The organism is Kribbella sp. NPDC050281, assembly GCF_040655855.1.
In the GTDB taxonomy this organism is placed as follows: domain Bacteria; phylum Actinomycetota; class Actinomycetes; order Propionibacteriales; family Kribbellaceae; genus Kribbella.
This window is the reverse complement of the sequence record NZ_JBFAKS010000013.1, coordinates 37794-56131: the sequence shown is the minus strand read 5'-3', so window position 1 is coordinate 56131 and position 18338 is coordinate 37794. Positions and strand designations below refer to the sequence as shown.

Sequence of the window (18338 nt, the reverse complement as noted above, 5' to 3'; positions counted from 1 at the left end):
CTGCGTCATCCCGTCCTGCTGAGGCCGCCGACAAGCCGCCTCGTGCTCGCCGTAGTAGTACCTCTCCCAAGTCGTCGACGCGTTCGGTCCAGCCGGTCGGCTATCGGGCGGTGTGCTCGATGCGCCACTGGTCGGCCAGTTCGTTGAAGCGGCCCGGCGTACCGTTCATCAGCGTGACTTCTCGCGGCTCCACCGCGCCCCGTACGTCTTCGACGACTGATGCCGCCTTCTCTGCGGTTGCATAGATCCCAAGTACCAGCTGATCCGCGCCGTCTACCGAGAAGCCCCACGGCACGTCACAAGGCCCGTTGTGTTCCGGCACCGGGCACAGCACGCGCGCGACCGTCTCCTGCGTCGCCAACGCATCGTCGACGTCGACGAACCCCGCGATTCTCACCTCGAACGTCTCCACCCCGGCAAGCTATCCCCGCTCGGACAACCACCACATCAGGGTTTCAGCCCAGACACCCCCTGAACTCACATCAGACCCAGGTCGTACACCGGCCGATCTCGAGCCTGCCCGCTGACTCGTGAGAGGCTCTGAGCCTGCAAATCTGGGTCGAGGAGGGTGATGAGACACATCTACCTGGTCACGCATCCCGAGGCACAACACCACGTTGACGGCATCGTCGGCGGCTGGCACGACTCAGAGCTGACCGCCCGTGGGCACCTGCAGGCCGAACGCATCGCCGAGGTCCTGGCGAGCAGAATCGGACTCCAGCCGGTCGAGGTCTACTCCTCTGATCTGCGTCGAGCCAGCAAGGCGGCGGAGCGAATTGCCCGGAGGTTCTCCGTCGAGGTTCAGACTGATGCTCGGCTTCGCGAGAGGTCCAACGGTGAGGCTGACGGGCGTCCCCAAGCGTGGCTCAACGAGCGCCGCATCCCACTTCCGGAGTACGGCGATCGACTCGGTCACCACGACGGACCAGCTGGTGCGGAGACACGAATGGCGTTGGTCGAACGCCTCTACTCGGCGCTCGATGACATCGTCCGTCGACCAATCGCGAACCAGATCGTGGTGTCTCACGGGTCCGCATCGAGCTACCTGATCGCTGCCTGGATCGGCATGCCCACGACGTCGACAGACCGCGCCTTCTTTCCCCTCAAATCAGGCAGCATCACCACCCTCCTCCGCAACGACACCCACTTCAGCCACCAGGTCGTCACCCTGAACGAAACCCACCACCTACAGGACCTCGGAGAGCCGCGGCCGAGCGCGACCTGATGACTCACCTCAGTCTGCGCTTGACCTCTCAATTCGGCTGTAGACAATCCGCTCTTCGGGCGCGCCGCCGACGACGTGCTCCGGGTAGTGCCACGTGCCGACGTACTCGGAGTTGTCGTCATTGAAGCGAGCCTCAAAGTACGTGTCCGACGTTTCGTCACTCAGGCTGACGCGGAGATTCTGGCCGTCCAGCACCCATTCGTAGGTGGACTCATCGCCCATGGTGTCCATGTAGTGAGCCCGCAGCATGTCGGCATCTGGATCGTAGGTGATGTGCTGGATGATCCTCATTTCGGTGCCGTTGACAACGAAATCGACGCTCACGACCAGAAGAAGGCCTTCCCGCGCAGACTTGTATTCGGCCATACCGTCGATACCGCGTCCTTTGACCCGCCACCGCCCGCTGAGGCGCTCGGTCAACTCGGTGAGCTTTGGGTGTGGTTGCAAGGCCTGCACCGAGACCGCGGGCTCGTTGTCGGACACGTTCTGCTCCCTACCGCTCGGGTGCTGGATCAGTCGGAATCGCGCGCTGGTAGGAGTTGATCGTCACGCCCGAGTCGCTGACCTGGCTGTTGGTGAGCTGGAAGGCGGTCAGCCCAGCCGCGTCGGCGAACATCCGTTTCCCGCCACCGAGCAGGATCGGGAAAATCAACAGCCGGTACTCGTCAACAAGATCACGCTGCTGCAGGAACCGCACCAGCTGCCCGCTGCCGAACACCACGATCTCTCCGTCTCCACCGCCCCGAAGCCGTTCCACCTCGGCCTGCAGGTCCGGACCGAGCCGTATCGTATTGTTCCAGGACGGATCGGTGAGTGTCCGCGAAGCCAGATACTTGGGGATCCGGTTCATCGCGGCGATCGCCGGGTCGGTCGCGTCGGTCTGTTCCCAGTCCACGACGAAGTTCTGGTAGGTGCGCCGGCCGAGCAGCAGGCCGGCCGCCTGGCTGGTCGCGCTTGCCATAAACGTGGCTACGGTCTTGTCCATGAACGGCTGGACCCAGCCACCGTGGGCAAAGCCGCTGTCGGTGTCCTCGTCTGGCCTCAGCGGCGCCTGGATGATCCCGTCCAAGGAGATGAAGTTGATCACGACGATGCGGCTCACAGCTGAGTCCTTCCGTTGGTCGCGGTCAGGAGGTACGTCGCCGGGAGCGAACCAGCGCGGTCGCCGAGACCGGGATACATGTCCGGTTCGGCGAACTCCTGCAGCGATCGAACCGTCAAGCCTGCCGCCAGTACCGCGCTGACGACGCTGCCGATGCTCCAGACAAAGCTCCGGTGTGGAAGATCGGGAACTCCCAACGTCCTGGTGATCTCAGGTGCCTTGAGAGGGTCGGCGTACCCGTCGCGACCCGAGTTGAAGTAGTCGCCGCTGACGCTGAGCTGACCCTGATCCGCGACTGTCAGCACCTCCCACAACGGATGATGCTCACTGATGACCAGCGACCCGCCGGGATTGAGCCGTTGGGCTACCAGCCGCGCCCAATCGTCGATGTCGGGCGCCCAGCACAGGCCGCCCCAGGAGATGAAGACCAGGTCGAACCCAGTGACGTCCTGGTGCAGGTCCATCATGTCCTGCTCTTGAAAGTCGACGACCAAGCCCAGAGCTTCGGCTTTCGCCCTTCCCGTGGCCAGATGGCTCGGCGCAAGGTCGACAGCGGTGACATGTGCACCCATCTGAGCGAACGTCAGCGCCTCGTCGCCCACCGAGCAAGCCAACTGTAGGACCCGGCGCCCCCGAACATCGCCGACCGCAGCCCGCTCGTGATCGTTGAGCACGCTCGTACCGGACAGCAAGGACTCGACCGTCTCCCCCTTGCGGTACGGCGCCAAGGCCTCCCAGTACCTCCCGTTGTCACGGACGACGCTCGACGCAGTTGGTTCCGACATGGCCGAGACGATACGACCAACCCTCCGTCGGCGCACCGCGATTCCACCGCTCCGCTCAGATCGCGCGAAAGTTGTCCACAGCCTCAGACGTAGCGGGACCACGAACCACTGGAACGACGGAAGCCCGGGCGAGGAACCAGCCTCTGACCTGGGGGTTCAGCTGGAGCCGCCTGTCTGAATCGAACCGACGACCTTCTCATGACGAGTCCGTTGCCCTGAGCCCCAACCACGCCACGATCCCCGACCTTGAGCAGTGATTGTGCTCAGTGGTTCTGGGCCATTCGGGGGCACGACCTTCTAGCACGTCTCCTCAACCACGAGCAGCGACCTGCGCTCGCTGTCTTTGAACTCACCAGCGCGAAAGTCGGTGTGGTCGTCTGCGACGACTCTCTTGCCATGCAGGTAGGGACGGATCATCGCCATGAACTCCTCCCGGTGTTCCGGGGTCACGTCGCGGATCTCGTTCTGGTAGGCGTGCAGAACCCGAACCTGTGGGTCGTGGATCATGCGTTCGATGCGTTTCCAGGGCAGCTCTCCGCCTCGCATCTGCCAGCGAACGCCAGACTCGTCCGTGTATTGGCCGGAGCGCACCGGTTGGTACCACTCGACTGGCTGCCCTGCTGGCTCCAGGTTCGCAATGACTACCTCGTCCACCATGCCAGCGAAGGTCTCGCGGTGGTCGGGCTTCCGCTTGCGTCCCATCTGTTCATCATCACTCACCGGACCGCGTTGGACCTCCTCGCCCGCACATCGCTCGAACCTTTGCCCCGTCCCCACCCAGAACAGCCGGCCAAACCGGCCCGTCATCCCAGAGTCATGGCCCCCGCCGGAGGCCATGCCCTTGGCTCTGCTGAAAGACACCGAGAGCGAGCGCGGGCGGTGACCGCACGAGCACGTCCGCGCCGCGCGCCGAAGGGCGCACCTTGATCCATAAACGCCAACTCGGCAGAGAGACCGGGGCCAGGCATGTCCTCCGTTGACAGACGCGCGACGGTCGTCCGCCAGGTGATGTGCGGCAGTCGGAGCCCGGATCGCGGCTGACCCGGTTGGCCGTCGCAGTGGTCGCCAGGTCTGACATGGGGGATCGGATTGGCGCAACCAGGGTTCGGCTGCACGGGAGTCGAAGCACGGAGCCAGGGCTACTGGTCAGGTGTTCACCAGCCACTGTTGCCCGTCGATGAGTTCGCGAACCGCGTCGAGGTGTCCGGCGTGGCAGGCGGTCTCAGTGATCACATGGAGCAGGACATCCCGGACATTGTGCAGGCGCCACTCACTCTCGGGAAAGGGCCACCAGACCAGGTCGGCATCTGGGGATGAGGCGGCGATGACGGCATCCGCCAAGGAAGCCTCATGGCGATAGCGGTCAAGGACGTCGGCGGCCGGCAGCAGCGCGGGATCCACCTGCCATGCGCTGCCTTGGCTACCCACCTGGTCGATGACCACCGGATCCCCAGCCACGGCGGCACGGAAGTACAAACGCTCCACCGACAGCGTGAGGTGCTGCACCATCCCCAGGCAGCTCCACCCAGAGGGCAGCACGGGGCGCCGCAGCGCCTCATCGCTCAGCCCTTCCACGGCACCCAGCACGTGGTCTCGCTGCCTCTGGAGGCACTGCATCAACGCGGTGATCTCGGCGTCGACTGCCACCGTCATTTCTGAACCTCCCGGACACGACACTTCTTCAGAGGGCCGAATGTAACCTTGCGGGTACGTACCCACATGGTTACATTAGCACCATGGACACGGTGTTGCACGCGCTGGCAGACGAGAGCCGGCGCACGGTTCTCGAGATTCTCCGCGACCACCCGGCGAGTGCAGGAGAGCTGGCCGAGGCTCTCCCGATCGCTCGCCCGGGCGTGTCCCGGCATCTCCGCGTACTGCGGGAAGCCGGGCTGGTCGACGTACGCCAGGACGCGCAGCGCCGGATCTACACACTCCGCCCGGAGGCACTCGTCGAGGTCGACGAGTGGCTGGGAGAGTACCGCCGGCTCTGGGAGAACCGGCTCGACGCTCTTCATACCGAGATCGCACGAGGAAAGAAGGCACGACGATGACCACGATCGCGACGATGCGAACGCTCGACGAGACCTGCGGAGCAGTCCGGGTCGAGGACCTTTACGCCACGGACATCGGCGACCTCTGGCAGGCGTGTACGGCGCCCGAGCGGCTGGCCCGCTGGATCGCCCGGGTCGACGGCGACATGTGGGTCGGCGGCACGATCCAGGCCGTCTTCACGAGCAGCTGGACCGGTCCGGCGCGCGTCGAGGTGTGCGATGCGCCCCACCACCTGCTGCTGACGACGGAGCCGGGTACGGACGACGAGGGGCAGATCGAGGCGTGGCTGACCGAGGAGGGCTCCAAGACCCGGCTGGTGGTCGAGGAGCGCGGCCTGCCGATGATGCATCTCCCGTTCCACGCCTCTGGTTGGCGGGTCCACCTCGAGGATCTCGGTCGGTCGCTGGAGGTCGACGGCCCGGTCCATCCGGAGGGCTGGAGCTCCGATGCCGGAGCGCCCGGCTGGAAGGAACGCTGGGAAGAGCTCACGCCGACATACCAGCAGATGGAGATCCGTTGATGTCGGACCTGATCAGGCTCAGCCTGACGACGGTCAATGCGCCCGACGCAATCGCGCTCGCGCGGTTCTACGCCGAGATCACCGGCGGGGTCGCGAAGGGTGACGAGTACTGGGCGCTCGTAGAAGGGCCGAACGGTGACATCGGGTTCCAGCAGATCGACGACTACCGGCCACCCACCTGGCCGGATGGCGAGGTGGGGATGCAGATGCACCTCGAGTTCTTCGTCGACGACCTGGAGGCGACCGGAGCGCGTGTGCTGGCGGCCGGCGCTACCCGATTCGAGCATCAGCCCAACGCAGACCACTGCTTCGTGTACGCCGACCCGGCCGGGCATCCGTTCTGCCTGTCCATGTGGGGGGCCCCGAGAGTCGGCGACTGACTCAGCTCGTTCGGACATCAGTTGTTCAGGCGCGACCGCTCGGCGAGTTCTTGGCGCGCTCAAACCCAAGCGTCTGGAGCGTCGCGGAGGTGATCGTCGCAGCCGACCAGTGAGTGCAGCAAACACACTCATCTCGCCATGTGCGTATGTTGGCCGGCGCCCCAGGTGGTCGCCAGGCTTCTAGCCTGTCGCGAATCACCTGGCGGACAAGTGTCGCGGATCTATTGGCGGATCACAGACCGGGGCCAGGCTGTCCCTCACCGGTGATGCGGGACGCCGCGTGTGCGTTCGATCCGCGCGGTAGTAGCAGCCAAGCTATTCGGGATCGGAGCCGTCGTTCATCTCCGTCTTACCTCGTCCCAGTGCTACATAGACAGGCTAGCTGTGGGAGCCGGTCATCTGCTCAACGTCCGTCCGCCTTGATCGCTCAGAACCTCTGGGACGCTGCCACGAAGCTTAGGGCACCACGGGGGGCACCGAAGGCGATCGAGGCTGAGAACGACGAACCCCAGCGCCAGAAACTGGCCTCTGCCGGCTTTTTCTGACGGTCGCACAAAATATTACGTACTCCGGTCTAGCGCTGAAGGGGTCTGTGGGTTAAGGCTGCTCGTGTTCCTGTGGGCGGGCTTGAGGAGATGGTGATGGCTGAACGGATATCAGTGGATGTGCCGGCGTTCTGGGAGAACGGGTGGCAGATTCTGCGTGGGGTGTACACCCCGGAGGAGGTGCAGAAGTTTCGTGACGGCGCGTCCGCATCGAAGGGGGTGAGCGGCGAGCTACTCTCGCGGCCGCTGATGAGGCACGCGATCCTGGACGGGAAGATGGTCGAGGTGGCCAGGCAGCTGCTTGGTTCCGAGGACATCATGTACGCCGGTGACAGTTCCTTCACGGTCAATTCAGGCCAGCACGGCTACCACAAGGACAACGCGGACCGCAAGGATGCGAAGGCGCCGGACTGGCAGGGCCGTTACACGATCCTCAGGTTCGGGATCTACCTGCAGGATCACACCAGGCACACGGGCGGCTTGAACCTCCGGCACAAGTCGCACAACGAACCTGACCTGACCACCGGCAAGACGATCTATGTGAAGACCAGGCCGGGCGATCTGGCGGTGTGGAGTCTGCGCACGACGCACAGCGGCAACGGCAAGCTGCTCAGCTTCCCCTGGTGGGTGACGCCCGAGCCGCAAAGCGAGGACCGGTGGCCCAGGTTCTTCCGCGAGGCCAAGCCGGATGGCGACCGGATGGCAGTGTTCGTCGCCCTCGGCCTCGACGACCACCATCACGACCGCTATACGACGTACCTGAAGACGCGGAAGTACATGGTCGACATGTGGCACCGATCGAAACTGGATCCGGAGGTCTTCGACCAGGCCGCCCAGATCGGCCTGAAGATCCGTGACATGCACGACGAGGTCGCCGACGACCTCAGCGTGGGCCAGAACGTCGAGTGGAAGCCGATCCCGTACTGATCAGAACGGGGCCGGTCCTTACCGACCGGCCCCGACTGGTTTGGTTGATCAGCTGATGGTGAGGGAAGGCGCTTCTGCACCGCAGGCTGAGGTGGCCGGGTTGTTGTGGGCGTCACCGCCGTAGACGACCTGCCAGCGCCAGGTGCCGACAGTGCTTGCGACGAACGACGTGTTGGTCGTGCTGTACGTCCGCGGCACCGCCCTCGGGTTCCGCAACCTCACCAGCTACATCGCCCGATCGCTGCTCGAGGCCGGCGGCCTCAGACGCCAACTACACCCTCAACTGTGAAGAGCCAGTTAAGTGAGGTTGCCGGTCGGTGTCCTGAGTGGACCCGTCGTGCGCAATCGGTGCGTACAGGACCTGCGCCGCCAGCTGTACGATCCTTCGAGCGGTCGACGATTCAGCCAGGGAAAGGCGTTATGAAGCTTCTCCTCACGGACTCAGGCATCAAGAACCCGAGCATCCACGACGCGTTGGTCGACCTGCTGGCCAAACCGATTGCCGAGTGCAACGCTCTCTGCATTCCCACCGCGATGTACGCCCAGCCCGGCGGCGCTGACCAGGCATGGAAGCTGATCAGCGGACAACAACCCCTCTGCCCCATGACCGAACTGGGTTGGAAGTCCCTGGGAGTGCTGGAGCTCACCGCGCTGCCCAGCATCGATGAAGAGGTTTGGGTTCCCCTGGTTCAGGAGACTGACGCCCTGCTGGTGGGAGGCGGCGATCCCATGTATCTGTGCTACTGGATGCAGCAGTCCGGACTGGCAGACCTCTTGCCGTCGCTGCCCGCAGTCTACGTGGGATTGAGCGCCGGGAGCATGGTGATGACCCCCAGCATCGGGGAGAGGTTCGTTCGCTGGAGCCCGCCCGGTGGTGGCGACAAAACGCTGGGCATAGTCGATTTCTCGATGTTTCCGCACCTGGACTACCCGGGTTTCCTGAACAACACCATGGCCAGCGCCGAGAAATGGGCGGCCACCATGCCGGTACGGGCGTACGCGACAGACGATCAGACCGCCCTCAAAGTGATCGATGGAAACGTCGACGTCGTCTCCGAGGGGCACTGGAAGCTGTTTGCCCGCTAACGGCCGAGGTCACAGCGCACCTCCGCACCCAAGCTCCACGTCTTCCCGTCTGCCGCTCAGCCTGGGGCGAGGAGGCAGAACTCGTTGCCTTCCGGGTCGGCGAGGACCATCCACGAGACAACGCTTGGATCCAGGTCGATCGCGGTGGCGCCGAGAGTCCGCAGTCTGGCCGCCTCTGCCTCTGGGTCGTCACCTGGGTATGGACGGAGGTCGAGATGGACTCGGTTCCACACGGTCTTCACGTCGGGTGTGCGGCGGAACTGCAGATATGGGCCGACGCCCTTGGCGGAACGCAGTACCGCGTTGTGGTCGGTCACCTCGTGCAGGGTCCAGTCCATGGCCTCGCCCCAGAAGCGGGCCATGGCTCGCGGATCCGCGCAGTCGACCACCACCGTCGCGATCGGTCCGGTGTCTCGGTAGAGCGGTCGGGGGTCCAGCACGCAGAACTCGTTGCCCTCAGGGTCGGCCATGACCGTCCATGGGACGTCGCCCTGGCCTACGTCGGCGGGTGTTGCGCCGAGATCCTTCAGGCGCGCGACCACCTCCGCCTGATGGTCCGTCGACGTCGTGGCGAGGTCGACGTGCACGCGGTTCTTCACCGTCTTGGGTTCTTGGGAGGCGACGAGGTCAATGCAGACGGCGACGGGGTCGGGATAGACGAAGCCCTCGGGCTCGAGGTTGGTCACACCGGGTCCCTCGCTGGAGATTCCCCAGCCGAGCGCCTCCGCCCAGAAACCGCCCAGCGCGGCGTCGTCCCGAGCCTTCATGTTGATTTGAACAAGCCGCGTTGCCATGACGACGATGCTAGCGGCAGCAGCACATCAAGATCAGCCGTACTGACCTCGGCATGAGCGCGCGTAGGCCGGCGTCCCACGATCTCGCCAGACTTTCTAGCCTCTCGCGGAGCCCGCTGTCTGGTGCACTCGCGATGAGTTGACTCCGGCCTGAGCTAGCGTGTCGGCGTGCTCCTCACAAGCGACAACATCGAAGGGGAGTTCCTCAGGATCTTTCCGCAGGCAGCGGCCGCTCTTGAAGCCGACGCCGGCATAGATCCCGCGGGGCGCGTCGACTGGGTGTTCCGCCACGATGTGATGCCCGACGCGATTGGCGACCCGGCTGCCCTGCGCGATGTCTTCGCCTGGATTGAGCGGTTGCTGCAGTCCACTGACAACATGATCGAGTACTGGACTGCAGTGCGCCTCCTTGGTCGGACGTTGGACTGGCCGGAGTGGATGCCTCTCGTTGAGGAGCACGCAGGGCCACTGCTTGCGACAGCCATGAGCAGATAAACCTACGCCTCAGCCGCGCACTTGCGTCGGTCTTGCACGCTGCGGAGGTGCTAGCCGATGGTTGTTGCCAGTTCCAGATAGGGAGGGACGAGCTCGCCCCACCGCGCCCCGGTGTCGCCGCGCTCACGCCCGGCGAGATAGGCGGCCAGATTTTCGGCGTGGATCTGCCACCCGGCGCCGTAGAAGGCAATCTTGTCCAGGGGCATGCCGTCGGTCTCGATGACCAGGACGGTCTGGCCTCCGTCGGCGGTCAGCGTTGCCTCGACCGTCTGGTCGAAGGGTGGCACGCCGTCACCTTGCTGCCAGGACTCGTCGGTTTCCCTGGTCACCACCTGCAGCCGCCGCGGAGGTTCGCACACTTCCACCTGCCCGACCGCGTACAAGCCGGCGGCTTCGAGGTACAGGGTGAACTGCCCGCCGCGGCGGAGGTCACCGTCGACGTCGCCGTACCAGCGGGCTAGACGGCGCGGATCGGTGAGGGCGGACCACAGATCGTCGATATCGGTGTCGTAGCGGTCCTCGATGCGTACGACGCCCGTACCGCCGGCTGATCGTAGCCTGCCCAGGACGCGCGTACGGCGACCTGCGTTGTCGGTCATCTGGTGCTCCTCTGCTCGTGCTTTCCTCGGGCGATCTCGGTGTGCAGGGCGTCCAGCCGTTGCTCCCACAAGGCCCGGTATCGGTCCAGCCATTCATCGACCTCGGCGAGAGCCTGCGGGCGGAGGCTGTAGATGCGCCGCTGCGACTGCTGACGAACCTCGACCAGACCCGCGTCACGCAGCACCCGCAGGTGCCGGGATACGCCCGGGCGGGCAATCGGCAGCATGGCCCCCAGCTCGCCCGCGGTCTTTTCCCCGGTGGCCAGCGCCTCCAGCACCTTGCGCCGGCTCTCGTCCGCCAATGCCCGCAATACTGCTTCCACCCGATCAATGTACCGAAGTGGTTACGTAACCGTCAAGGTACATAAGCGTGCAGATTCGCGAGGACCGCGAGCCCAGCTGGCCGGCGCGGCCGCCGTCGCATTGATCGTCTCCGCCGGCGTGCTCCTACTGCCCGACTCCTCAGAACTCGAGGGCGCCGAGTTCCTCCTCGCAGCCTTGATCTCCCTGATCGGGTTCGCCGTGGCTCGGAACGCGGGCGCGTCGCTGTCCCGGGCCGTGGTCTACTCGCTCTGCGTGCTTGTGGGCGCGGTCATCATTGCCGCCCTGAAGAACCTGCTGGCCGGTCACTGAAGGCGCGGACGTTGAGCTGAGCGCGGTGCGCGCTGCGGTTCATCCCCGGGACTCGAGGGTTTGCTGGATCCGGTCCAGCCTCGAGGTGATCTCCGCGAGTTGGGCAGTCAGCTGCTCCATTCCCGCCGACTCCGCGGTCTCGGAGTCGGCGATCCGCTCCTGGCGCGCCCGCTCCACGAAGCTGGAGGTGATCACCGCGGTCACGATCGTCACGAACGCGATCGCCTCCAGCAGGAACAGCGCCCCCACGAACCGCCCAGCGGTGTTCTCGGGGGTCACGTCGCCGTACCCGACCGTGGTCACCGTCTGCAACGCCCACCAAAGCCCCGTGCCCAGGTTCGGGAACTCCTCCGGATCCACCAGGGTGATCAGCACGCCGCCGACCAGCACACTCACGAGCGTTGCGGCGACGATCACCGCCATCGCCTTGCGCACGGACAGCGGGGCGCGCTTGAACGCCTCGAACCGGCGCATCACCAACAAACGAACCATGACGTCCGATCCCTCCTGGAGCGCAATAACCACGATCGTCCCACCGGCAACAGTCGATGGCATCGACGGGAAACCGATCAGGCTCGATGTGGTTCTCGGCGACATGGCCACCCGCCCGCAGCACGTAGCGAACAACGGATCCGCACCGCCGAACGCCCGTCCGTCCGTCGGCTGCCTGCGCTTCGCGCCGGCGGGAAAGTTCCGTCGCGCTCTGGTGCTGCACTCTGGTGGGGCGCATGGTCGCAGGAAGGGTACTGGGACAACCTCGCCCGGGAGTGAGCCGTCCCCGATCGCCAATGCATCGGCATGTTCCCGCCGAGGGCGAGCCGGTAGACACTGAATCAAACCGCGGGGCCGGGGAGGTCCTACGGGGGGAGGCCCACATGCGGACGATGCAGAAGGAACACGGTTCATGAGCGCCGGGTCAGGATCGGCGCCGGCGCCGCCGTTCCCACAGACGCCACAGTTCTGGGTGCTGATGGTGAACGCGCTCGGGCTCGGCGTCTTCGGCGCCGTCGTCGCCCTGCTGTTCATGGGCTTGATCGGGGTCGGGGACAACTGGTACACCGCTTCGGATACGGGGTGGCTAGGCGGGCAGTGGTGGTGGGTGGGCGTCACGGCTGCCGCGGGCGTCGTGGTCGGCCTCCTGCGGATGTGGACCCACCTTCCAGACAAGATCCCGAGCCTGATCGACGACCTCGAGCACGCGCATGTCGACGGTCGATCGGTGCCGGGGATCGTGGCCGTGTCGGCCGTGTCCTTGGTCGGAGGCGCCAGCCTCGGCCCGGAGCAGGCGCTCGGCGCCATGGGCGGTGGGGCCGGCGGGTGGGTCTCGCGTCGACGACGGCTGAACGATGAGGACGGCAAGGTGAACACGCTCGCCGGGTTCGCCGGCGCCTACGGCGGCCTGTTCTCCAGCACGGTCATCGTGGTCATGCTCATCTTGGAGGTCGCCCGCCCCGGCGGACAACGCATGGCCAAGACCCTGGCCGCCACGATCGTTTCCTCCAGCGTCTCTTTCGGGATCTACTTCGCCGTCGCCGGCGCCTTCTTCCTCGACGCCTATCAGGTGCCGTCGTACAAGTTCGAGGACTGGCAGTTGCTGGCCGGAATCGGCCTAGGGCTGTTCGCTGCGGTGGTGGTGACGCTGCTGGCCACCGTGATGAAGCTGGCGGTAGTGATGTTCGGCCGGCTCAAGGTGCCGGCCGTCGTTCGGCCCCTGATCGGTGGCGTCGCCTTCGGCGTCGTCGGCGTGATCCTGCCGCTGACGATGTTCACGGGCAGTGACCAGCTAAAGACCGTGGTGGAGAGCGGCGGGACGCTCGGTGCGGGCTTCCTGGCCGCCCTGGTGATCGCCAAGATCCTCACCTTCGCCGTCAGCGAGGCCAGCGGGTTCGTGGGCGGGCCGATCTTCCCAACGCTGTTCATCGGGGGGACGGCCGGAGTGCTCGTGCACCAGGTGATCCCCGGAGTGCCCTTGGGCCTTGCGTTCACGTGCATGCTCGCCGCGGTTCCCGGAGCCGTGATCTCTGCGCCGTTCGCGCTGGTGCTGCTTGCCGCGTTCATGACCCAGCTGGGGGCCCTGGAGACCGCACCCGTCCTGATCGCCGTCATCACCGCGTTCCTCGCAGTGGAGTCGGTGAAGTACGTCCTAACCACGCGCCGGAAGAGCAGCCCCGCAACGAATCGGGAGACAGGCTGATGATCGATCGCCGCTGAGCGACTCCAAGCCCCTGTTCGAACTGGGCTGACCATCGTGCCGGCGGCCGCTGCGCCGCGTCGGCAAGATCTGCGGCTTCGCGGTCAGGACCGGGGCGGTGTTGCGATCGAGGGGGAAACGAAGAACCCCCGGGCGAGGAAACTGCCCTCTGACCTGGGGGTTCGGGTGGAGCCGCCTGTCGGAATCGAACCGACGACCTTCTCATTACGAGTGAGACGCTCTGCCGACTGAGCTAAGGCGGCGGGTGGCGCGTGCGCCGAGGCAAGAGTGTAGCGGGAGGGTGGGGATGATTCCGAATCGGATAGGGATCGAACGGCGCCGAGAGGCGTCGGGGGCGGCCTGGCGGGGTGGGTGGTTGAGGGGCCTGGGGCGGGATGGGCGGTCGGTAGTGGAGATCGGGGTACGACGGCTGGTCGGTGGATGGCGGCGGAACCTGTTGGGGGTTGGGTACGTCGGAAGGGGCAGGAAATAGCGCGGGAACAATTGAAACGGCAAATGCGTTGACGCGGTTGTGAGGGATGCGCCAGACTAATCCCCGCAAGGACTACAGACCTAGGAGTGATCGTGTACCGAGAGTGGAACCCGAGGAAAGCGTGGCGGTTGGATGCCATGGCTTTGTCGGCGTGCCTGCGATCAGTGCACATCGATGCCTTCTATCACCAGCTCAGCGGGACCGAACTGAGCCCGAGTCTGGGCGGCCCACCTGTGTGATCTCCAGCGGGAGATCATCCCAGGAGCCGTCTGAGCCGGGTCACCGGCACCAGGCGGCTCTTTTCTTTTGCCACATTTCACCACGTCGGTGCGCAATGGTTGCGGACCGGATTCCAAACCCGGGTCACGAGGGTTCGATTCCTTCCACCGATGCTTTTTCCGGTATTCACGGATACCGACTCGAACAATTGACAACTGGACATTCATCGCATTTTCTCCCGGGTCACCGACGGCCCGGGAGACCTTCCCTGCGGCGCCACCCGTGCGCCGGGGAAGACGCCCGGGACCGCCGGCTCGTACGAGCCGGGCAGGCTCGGGCACCCGTCCCTGGGGCTCGCAACGCCCCGGGGACGTCACCAGCTGTGGGCCAGTGGCCGGGCCACCTCATTTGGGATGAGGACGACGGGGGTTCGAGTCCCTCCAGCTGGACCAGGCGCCCGCAGGATGCTCTGCTACCGGCCGAGCGGGCGCCACGAACGTGCCCTGCGACGGAAATCCGCACCACATCCGGCGCAGGGCGCTCAGCGCCCGTGGCTCAATCGGAGAGAGCACCTGCCTACGAAGCAGGAGCGTGCAGGTTCAAGTCCTGCCGGGCGTGCTGTGTCCGAGGCTGAAGCGGGCGAGGCGCCGGGATGTGGACCCGGAGGAAGCGGGTTCGAGCCCCGCCGGACACCCCCAGGTACGACGGTCGGCCGGGCCCCGTTGGGCCCGTCCGGTCGCCGTACGTGACAGAACGCAGTACCTGCGGCTCTGGCCCAATTGGGAGAGGCGCCTGGCTTAGGACCAGGAGGTTCAGGGTTCGAGTCCCTGGAGCCGCACCACACGACCGACACCGAGATCACCGACCTGACTGCGAGCTGTCGGGCACACTGGATGGGAGGAGGAACCACATGAGCGGTGTGATCGTGCTCAACGCCTCGTACGAGCAACTGCATGTCGTGTCGGTCCAGCATGCCATCCGGATGCTCGTCCGGGAGGTCGCCGTCGTCGAGGAAGCGCATGACGGCGCGAGCATCGGACCATTCCCCCTCCCCCGGGTACTGCGTCTCGTCCGGTACGTCGTGACGAAGTGGCGGTACGCGTCCGGCCGGCTGCAGTACACGCGGGCCGGCGTACTGAAGCGGGACAAGCACACCTGCGCCTACTGCGGTAGGCCCGGTGCCACGACGATGGACCATGTGGTTCCGCGGTCGCGCGGTGGACGCGGCGAGTGGCTGAACGCTGTCGCCGCACACTCGTCCTGCAACGAGAAGAAGGGCTCACGCACGCCCGAAGAGGCCGGCATGCCGCTGCTGTGGCAGCCGTGGATCCCTTCCCGTGCCGAGTTGGCGCTCTGACGCGAAACCCCACCCAGGTCTCGCGTCGGAGCGTGATGCCAGGTGGGCGACGGTGACCCACCCTCGGTTCTGATCCGAGGTCCCGCAGGTTCGAGCCCTGCCCTGGCAGCTCTCAGGTGGAATAAGCCGAGCGTTGGCCTACCGGCAGCCGTCTCGAAAACGGTCGATCCTTCACCGGATGTGTGGGTTCGAGTCCCACTTCCACCGCATGCACACGAACGAGGAGGGTGAGGAGATGAACGTGGAGTTTCCGGTGGAGCTGAGTGGGGCCAAGAGCTCCACGCTCATGTGGGCGCAGGAGTACGAGGTGGGTGCGCAGGCGCTGCGGCAGCTGCGGAACATCGCGGCCCTGCCGTGGGTGTACGGCGTCCGGGTGATGCCGGATGTGCACCTCGGCAAGGGCGCGACCGTGGGGTCGGTGATCGCGATGTACCAGGCGGTGTCGCCGGCCGCGGTCGGTGTCGACATCGGGTGCGGGATGGAAGGTGTCCTGACCTCGCTGACGGCCGCGGACCTGCCGGATGACCTGTCGGCGATCCGTTCGCGGATCGAGGCCGCCGTACCGGTTGGGTTCCGGGCGCATGAGGACCCGGTGAGCATCCGGCGGCTCGGGCTGGACCCGCGGGGATGGGAGCGGCTGTGGGGGTCGTTCACCAGCCTGCACGACGGGGTGCAGGACCGGGAGTCGAAGGCGAAGAAGCAGATGGGTTCGCTGGGTGGCGGCAACCACTTCATCGAGGTCTGCCTCGACGACGAGGACCGCGTGTGGCTGATGCTGCACTCGGGCAGCCGAAACATCGGCAAGGAACTCGCCGAGCGGCACATGCGGATCGCGCGGGACCTGCCGCACAACGCGGACCTGCCGGACCGTGATCTCGCGGTCTTCCTGTCGGGTACGCCGGAGATGGAGGCCTACCGGCGGGACCTGACGTGGGCGCAGCAGTACGCGTCGGGCAACCGTGCGGTGATGCTGGCGCTGGTGATGCAGGCGGTGCGGGAGTCGTTCGAGCAGGAGGTGCGGTTCGAGCAGCCGATCTCGTGCCATCACAACTACGTGGCCGAGGAGAGCATCGACGGGCTCGACCTGCTCGTCACCCGCAAGGGTGCGATCCGGGCCGGGCGCGGAGACCTCGGGCTGATCCCGGGGTCGATGGGCACGGGGTCGTACGTCGTCCGCGGTCTTGGGTCGGAGCGGTCGTTCTACTCGGCCTCGCACGGGGCAGGCCGGCGGATGAGCCGCAACGAGGCGAAGCGCCGGTACACGGTCGACGACCTGGTCGCGCAGACCACGGGGGTCGAGTCCCGCAAGGACGCCGGGGTGATCGACGAGATCCCCGCGGCGTACAAGGACATCGAGTCCGTCATCGCGGCCCAATCGGACCTGGTCGAGGTCGTCGCCCACCTCAAGCAGGTCATCTGCGTCAAGGGCTGAAGCGGTGGGCGGGTCCGCGGTCGTGGGCCTGCCTGCCGTGCGCCTCTTCCTCTGCACTAAGCGTACAAGTGCGAGGGCTGAGGACGTGGGAGTTATCCACAGGATGCGCCGCCCGCCGTCGTCAGGGGAGACGGCGGGCGGCGGAGTCGGAGGTCGGCGGGGAGGTCCCGCGGAGGTCGGCGGGGTGAGGTCGGCGGCGCGCGGCGGAGTTGGGGTAGTGAAGTGCCTGGTGCGGTGGTTCGGCGTTGTTGGGGGACGTAACAACAGGAGGTAGCTGGCGTCGGATGAATCTGTCCGGCGTCGTCAGGCGCAGGACAGGTGGGCGCCGGGGAGTACCTCCTGTCGTAAGGCACGATTCGAGGTGAGGTCCGCCTGTGGGCAGGGGCAGCGGTTTGCTAAACCGTCGATCGGCTTCGGTTGGTCCGTGAGTTCGAATCTCACTCTCACCGCTGGGGCGGCCGGGATGGACCGGCCGCCCCTGCCAGGCCCCGTTGGTCTAGTGGTCAGGACGTCCGGTTCTCATCCGGAAGATCACCGGTTCGAATCCGGTACGGGGTACGTGGTTCTCCGCAGGTCTGGCCCCACCTGGTTGCGTGGTTCTTCGGAAGCGGAAGCGAGTAGCCAGTGCCTACGGTTGGTACCGAGGTGAGCCATGGACGAGAGGGCGCGGTTGCTGCGAGGGCTTGCAGTCGATGAGCAGCGGGTCGAGATTGCCGGTATTCCGACGACGATGCTCGTCGGTGGCGATGGCCCGCCGCTGGTCTTGCTGCACGGGGGAATCGAGTGTGGAGGGATCTACTGGGCACCGGTGATCTCCCGGTTGGCGGAGGAGCACCGGCTCGTCATTCCCGACGCACCAGGGCTTGGCGAGTCTGATCCGGTTGATCGCCTGGATACCGCGACCTTCGACGCATGGTTCACCGATCTGCTTCGGTTGACGTGTGACCGGGCGCCGACCTTGGTCGCGCATTCACTGCTAGGGACGCTGGCGGCACGCTACGCAGGGAGACGTGGAAAGCTGCTCCAGCGGTTGGTTCTCTACGGTGCGCCGGGAGTCGGGGCGTACCGGATGCCACTTGGACTTCGGGTGATGGCGGTCAGGTTCGCGGTTCGGCCTTCCGAGCGGAACATGGAGAGGTTCGAACGCTGGGCGTTCGCCAACCTGGACCGTGTACGCGAGCGGGACCCGGACTGGTTCAACTCCTTCACCGCCTACACGCGGAGCCGCGCACGTGTGCCACACGTCAAGCGGACGATGCGCCAACTGGTGGCAACAGGTACCCAACAGGTCCACGAGCTCGTCGACGTGCCGACAACTTTGGTCTGGGGAGCGCAGGACCGATTCGTACCGCTGGCGCTTGCCGAGGAAGCGAGGGCTCGGCTCGGCTGGCCGTTGCAGGTGATCGATGCGGCCGGACACGTCCCGCACATCGAGCAACCGGGTGCCTTCACGCGCGCCATCGAGGAAGCACTACGAACGCCGGTCTGACCGCCGCGCTG

The 18338-nt window shown here is 65.8% G+C and carries 23 protein-coding genes and 10 tRNA genes; 22 read left to right on the top strand and 11 right to left on the bottom strand.

Going from position 1 to position 18338, the window contains the following annotated elements:
• Window positions 1-100: 100 nt before the first annotated feature.
• Window positions 101-412 carry a hypothetical protein gene (locus tag AB0I34_RS16290; protein WP_360445662.1) on the bottom strand — a complete coding sequence of 104 codons (312 nt, stop codon included), beginning with the start codon at window positions 410-412 and terminating at the stop codon, window positions 101-103.
• Between the two features lie 159 nt (window positions 413-571).
• On the opposite strand from AB0I34_RS16290, the gene AB0I34_RS16285 reads away from it, so the two are divergent.
• A complete protein-coding gene (locus AB0I34_RS16285) occupies window positions 572-1225 on the top strand; it encodes a histidine phosphatase family protein (RefSeq protein ID WP_360445660.1) in 654 nt (217 codons plus the stop codon).
• Between the two features lie 9 nt (window positions 1226-1234).
• Here AB0I34_RS16285 and AB0I34_RS16280 read toward each other — a convergent pair whose 3' ends face one another.
• The 5 genes from AB0I34_RS16280 to AB0I34_RS16260 all read right to left on the bottom strand — a co-directional run bounded on the left by AB0I34_RS16280 (window position 1235) and on the right by AB0I34_RS16260 (window position 4765).
• Window positions 1235-1708 (bottom strand): hypothetical protein, encoded by a 474-nt coding sequence (locus AB0I34_RS16280; RefSeq protein ID WP_360445658.1) that lies wholly within the window; start codon window positions 1706-1708, stop codon window positions 1235-1237.
• 10 nt (window positions 1709-1718) lie between these two features.
• Window positions 1719-2312, bottom strand: a complete 594-nt coding sequence (locus AB0I34_RS16275; RefSeq protein WP_360445900.1) for a dihydrofolate reductase family protein — start codon at window positions 2310-2312, stop codon at window positions 1719-1721.
• Window positions 2313-2323: 11 nt separating this feature from the next.
• Window positions 2324-3112, bottom strand: coding sequence for a class I SAM-dependent methyltransferase (locus AB0I34_RS16270; protein ID WP_360445656.1), 789 nt, complete (start codon window positions 3110-3112; stop codon window positions 2324-2326).
• Between the two features lie 297 nt (window positions 3113-3409).
• Complete coding sequence (locus AB0I34_RS16265) at window positions 3410-3832, bottom strand: hypothetical protein (protein ID WP_360445655.1); 423 nt, start codon at window positions 3830-3832, stop codon at window positions 3410-3412.
• Window positions 3833-4258: 426 nt separating this feature from the next.
• The gene (locus AB0I34_RS16260) at window positions 4259-4765 is read right to left on the bottom strand and encodes a DinB family protein (RefSeq protein WP_360445654.1); all 507 of its coding nucleotides are present in this window, start codon (window positions 4763-4765) and stop codon (window positions 4259-4261) included.
• Between the two features lie 83 nt (window positions 4766-4848).
• On the opposite strand from AB0I34_RS16260, the gene AB0I34_RS16255 reads away from it, so the two are divergent.
• The 6 genes from AB0I34_RS16255 to AB0I34_RS16230 all read left to right on the top strand — a co-directional run bounded on the left by AB0I34_RS16255 (window position 4849) and on the right by AB0I34_RS16230 (window position 8625).
• Complete coding sequence (locus AB0I34_RS16255) at window positions 4849-5166, top strand: metalloregulator ArsR/SmtB family transcription factor (RefSeq protein WP_360445652.1); 318 nt, start codon at window positions 4849-4851, stop codon at window positions 5164-5166.
• Window positions 5163-5687: an SRPBCC domain-containing protein gene (locus tag AB0I34_RS16250; RefSeq protein ID WP_360445650.1), complete on the top strand. Its 525-nt coding sequence runs from the start codon at window positions 5163-5165 to the stop codon at window positions 5685-5687. Before AB0I34_RS16255 ends, AB0I34_RS16250 begins: the two co-directional genes overlap by 4 nt.
• Window positions 5687-6067 (top strand): VOC family protein, encoded by a 381-nt coding sequence (locus AB0I34_RS16245; RefSeq protein ID WP_360445648.1) that lies wholly within the window; start codon window positions 5687-5689, stop codon window positions 6065-6067. Before AB0I34_RS16250 ends, AB0I34_RS16245 begins: the two co-directional genes overlap by 1 nt.
• A 641-nt stretch (window positions 6068-6708) precedes the next feature.
• Entirely contained in the window at window positions 6709-7539 is an 831-nt protein-coding gene (locus AB0I34_RS16240) for a hypothetical protein (protein ID WP_360445646.1), read from the top strand.
• A gap of 151 nt (window positions 7540-7690) precedes the next feature.
• Window positions 7691-7828: a hypothetical protein gene (locus tag AB0I34_RS16235; protein WP_360445901.1), complete on the top strand. Its 138-nt coding sequence runs from the start codon at window positions 7691-7693 to the stop codon at window positions 7826-7828.
• A gap of 131 nt (window positions 7829-7959) precedes the next feature.
• Window positions 7960-8625, top strand: a complete 666-nt coding sequence (locus AB0I34_RS16230; protein ID WP_360445644.1) for a Type 1 glutamine amidotransferase-like domain-containing protein — start codon at window positions 7960-7962, stop codon at window positions 8623-8625.
• Between the two features lie 56 nt (window positions 8626-8681).
• Here AB0I34_RS16230 and AB0I34_RS16225 read toward each other — a convergent pair whose 3' ends face one another.
• A complete protein-coding gene (locus AB0I34_RS16225) occupies window positions 8682-9419 on the bottom strand; it encodes a VOC family protein (RefSeq protein ID WP_360445642.1) in 738 nt (245 codons plus the stop codon).
• 168 nt (window positions 9420-9587) lie between these two features.
• On the opposite strand from AB0I34_RS16225, the gene AB0I34_RS16220 reads away from it, so the two are divergent.
• Entirely contained in the window at window positions 9588-9914 is a 327-nt protein-coding gene (locus AB0I34_RS16220) for a hypothetical protein (protein ID WP_360445640.1), read from the top strand.
• A gap of 50 nt (window positions 9915-9964) precedes the next feature.
• Here the strand turns inward: AB0I34_RS16220 and AB0I34_RS16215 are convergent, their stop codons facing one another.
• Together AB0I34_RS16215 and AB0I34_RS16210 are read right to left on the bottom strand one after the other, a co-directional pair.
• Window positions 9965-10513, bottom strand: a complete 549-nt coding sequence (locus tag AB0I34_RS16215; RefSeq protein WP_360445638.1) for an SRPBCC domain-containing protein — start codon at window positions 10511-10513, stop codon at window positions 9965-9967.
• Window positions 10510-10836, bottom strand: coding sequence for a metalloregulator ArsR/SmtB family transcription factor (locus AB0I34_RS16210; protein WP_360445636.1), 327 nt, complete (start codon window positions 10834-10836; stop codon window positions 10510-10512). The genes AB0I34_RS16215 and AB0I34_RS16210 overlap by 4 nt, the downstream gene beginning before the upstream one ends.
• A 118-nt stretch (window positions 10837-10954) precedes the next feature.
• Between AB0I34_RS16210 and AB0I34_RS16205 the strand changes: the two genes are divergently transcribed.
• On the top strand, window positions 10955-11146 hold the full coding sequence (locus tag AB0I34_RS16205) for a hypothetical protein (RefSeq protein ID WP_360445634.1): 192 nt from the start codon (window positions 10955-10957) through the stop codon (window positions 11144-11146).
• Window positions 11147-11185: 39 nt separating this feature from the next.
• On the opposite strand, the gene AB0I34_RS16200 is transcribed toward AB0I34_RS16205, so the two are convergent.
• Window positions 11186-11638 carry a potassium channel family protein gene (locus AB0I34_RS16200; protein WP_360445632.1) on the bottom strand — a complete coding sequence of 151 codons (453 nt, stop codon included), beginning with the start codon at window positions 11636-11638 and terminating at the stop codon, window positions 11186-11188.
• 412 nt (window positions 11639-12050) lie between these two features.
• Here AB0I34_RS16200 and AB0I34_RS16195 point away from each other — a divergent pair, with 412 nt between their 5' ends.
• Window positions 12051-13340, top strand: coding sequence for a chloride channel protein (locus tag AB0I34_RS16195; RefSeq protein WP_360445630.1), 1290 nt, complete (start codon window positions 12051-12053; stop codon window positions 13338-13340).
• A gap of 184 nt (window positions 13341-13524) precedes the next feature.
• Here the strand turns inward: AB0I34_RS16195 and AB0I34_RS16190 are convergent.
• A tRNA-Thr gene (locus AB0I34_RS16190) sits at window positions 13525-13600 on the bottom strand.
• Window positions 13601-14153: 553 nt separating this feature from the next.
• Here AB0I34_RS16190 and AB0I34_RS16185 point away from each other — a divergent pair.
• From AB0I34_RS16185 to AB0I34_RS16130, 12 genes are all read left to right on the top strand, one after another.
• Window positions 14154-14222, top strand: a tRNA-Trp gene (locus AB0I34_RS16185).
• Window positions 14223-14425: 203 nt separating this feature from the next.
• Window positions 14426-14501: transfer RNA gene (locus AB0I34_RS16180), tRNA-Pro, on the top strand.
• 92 nt (window positions 14502-14593) lie between these two features.
• Window positions 14594-14667, top strand: a tRNA-Arg gene (locus AB0I34_RS16175).
• Between the two features lie 2 nt (window positions 14668-14669).
• Window positions 14670-14743: transfer RNA gene (locus AB0I34_RS16170), tRNA-His, on the top strand.
• Between the two features lie 70 nt (window positions 14744-14813).
• Window positions 14814-14890, top strand: a tRNA-Leu gene (locus AB0I34_RS16165).
• 69 nt (window positions 14891-14959) lie between these two features.
• Window positions 14960-15406: an HNH endonuclease gene (locus tag AB0I34_RS16160; RefSeq protein ID WP_360445628.1), complete on the top strand. Its 447-nt coding sequence runs from the start codon at window positions 14960-14962 to the stop codon at window positions 15404-15406.
• 36 nt (window positions 15407-15442) lie between these two features.
• Window positions 15443-15515: transfer RNA gene (locus AB0I34_RS16155), tRNA-Gln, on the top strand.
• A 6-nt stretch (window positions 15516-15521) separates the two neighbouring features.
• Window positions 15522-15613 (top strand) — tRNA-Ser (locus AB0I34_RS16150).
• A gap of 79 nt (window positions 15614-15692) precedes the next feature.
• Window positions 15693-16838 carry an RtcB family protein gene (locus AB0I34_RS16145; RefSeq protein ID WP_360445898.1) on the top strand — a complete coding sequence of 382 codons (1146 nt, stop codon included), beginning with the start codon at window positions 15693-15695 and terminating at the stop codon, window positions 16836-16838.
• Window positions 16839-17198: 360 nt separating this feature from the next.
• Window positions 17199-17287, top strand: a tRNA-Ser gene (locus AB0I34_RS16140).
• A gap of 36 nt (window positions 17288-17323) precedes the next feature.
• Window positions 17324-17396, top strand: a tRNA-Glu gene (locus AB0I34_RS16135).
• Window positions 17397-17490: 94 nt separating this feature from the next.
• The gene (locus tag AB0I34_RS16130) at window positions 17491-18327 is read left to right on the top strand and encodes an alpha/beta hydrolase (protein WP_360445626.1); all 837 of its coding nucleotides are present in this window, start codon (window positions 17491-17493) and stop codon (window positions 18325-18327) included.
• The last annotated feature ends 11 nt before the right edge of the window (window positions 18328-18338 follow it).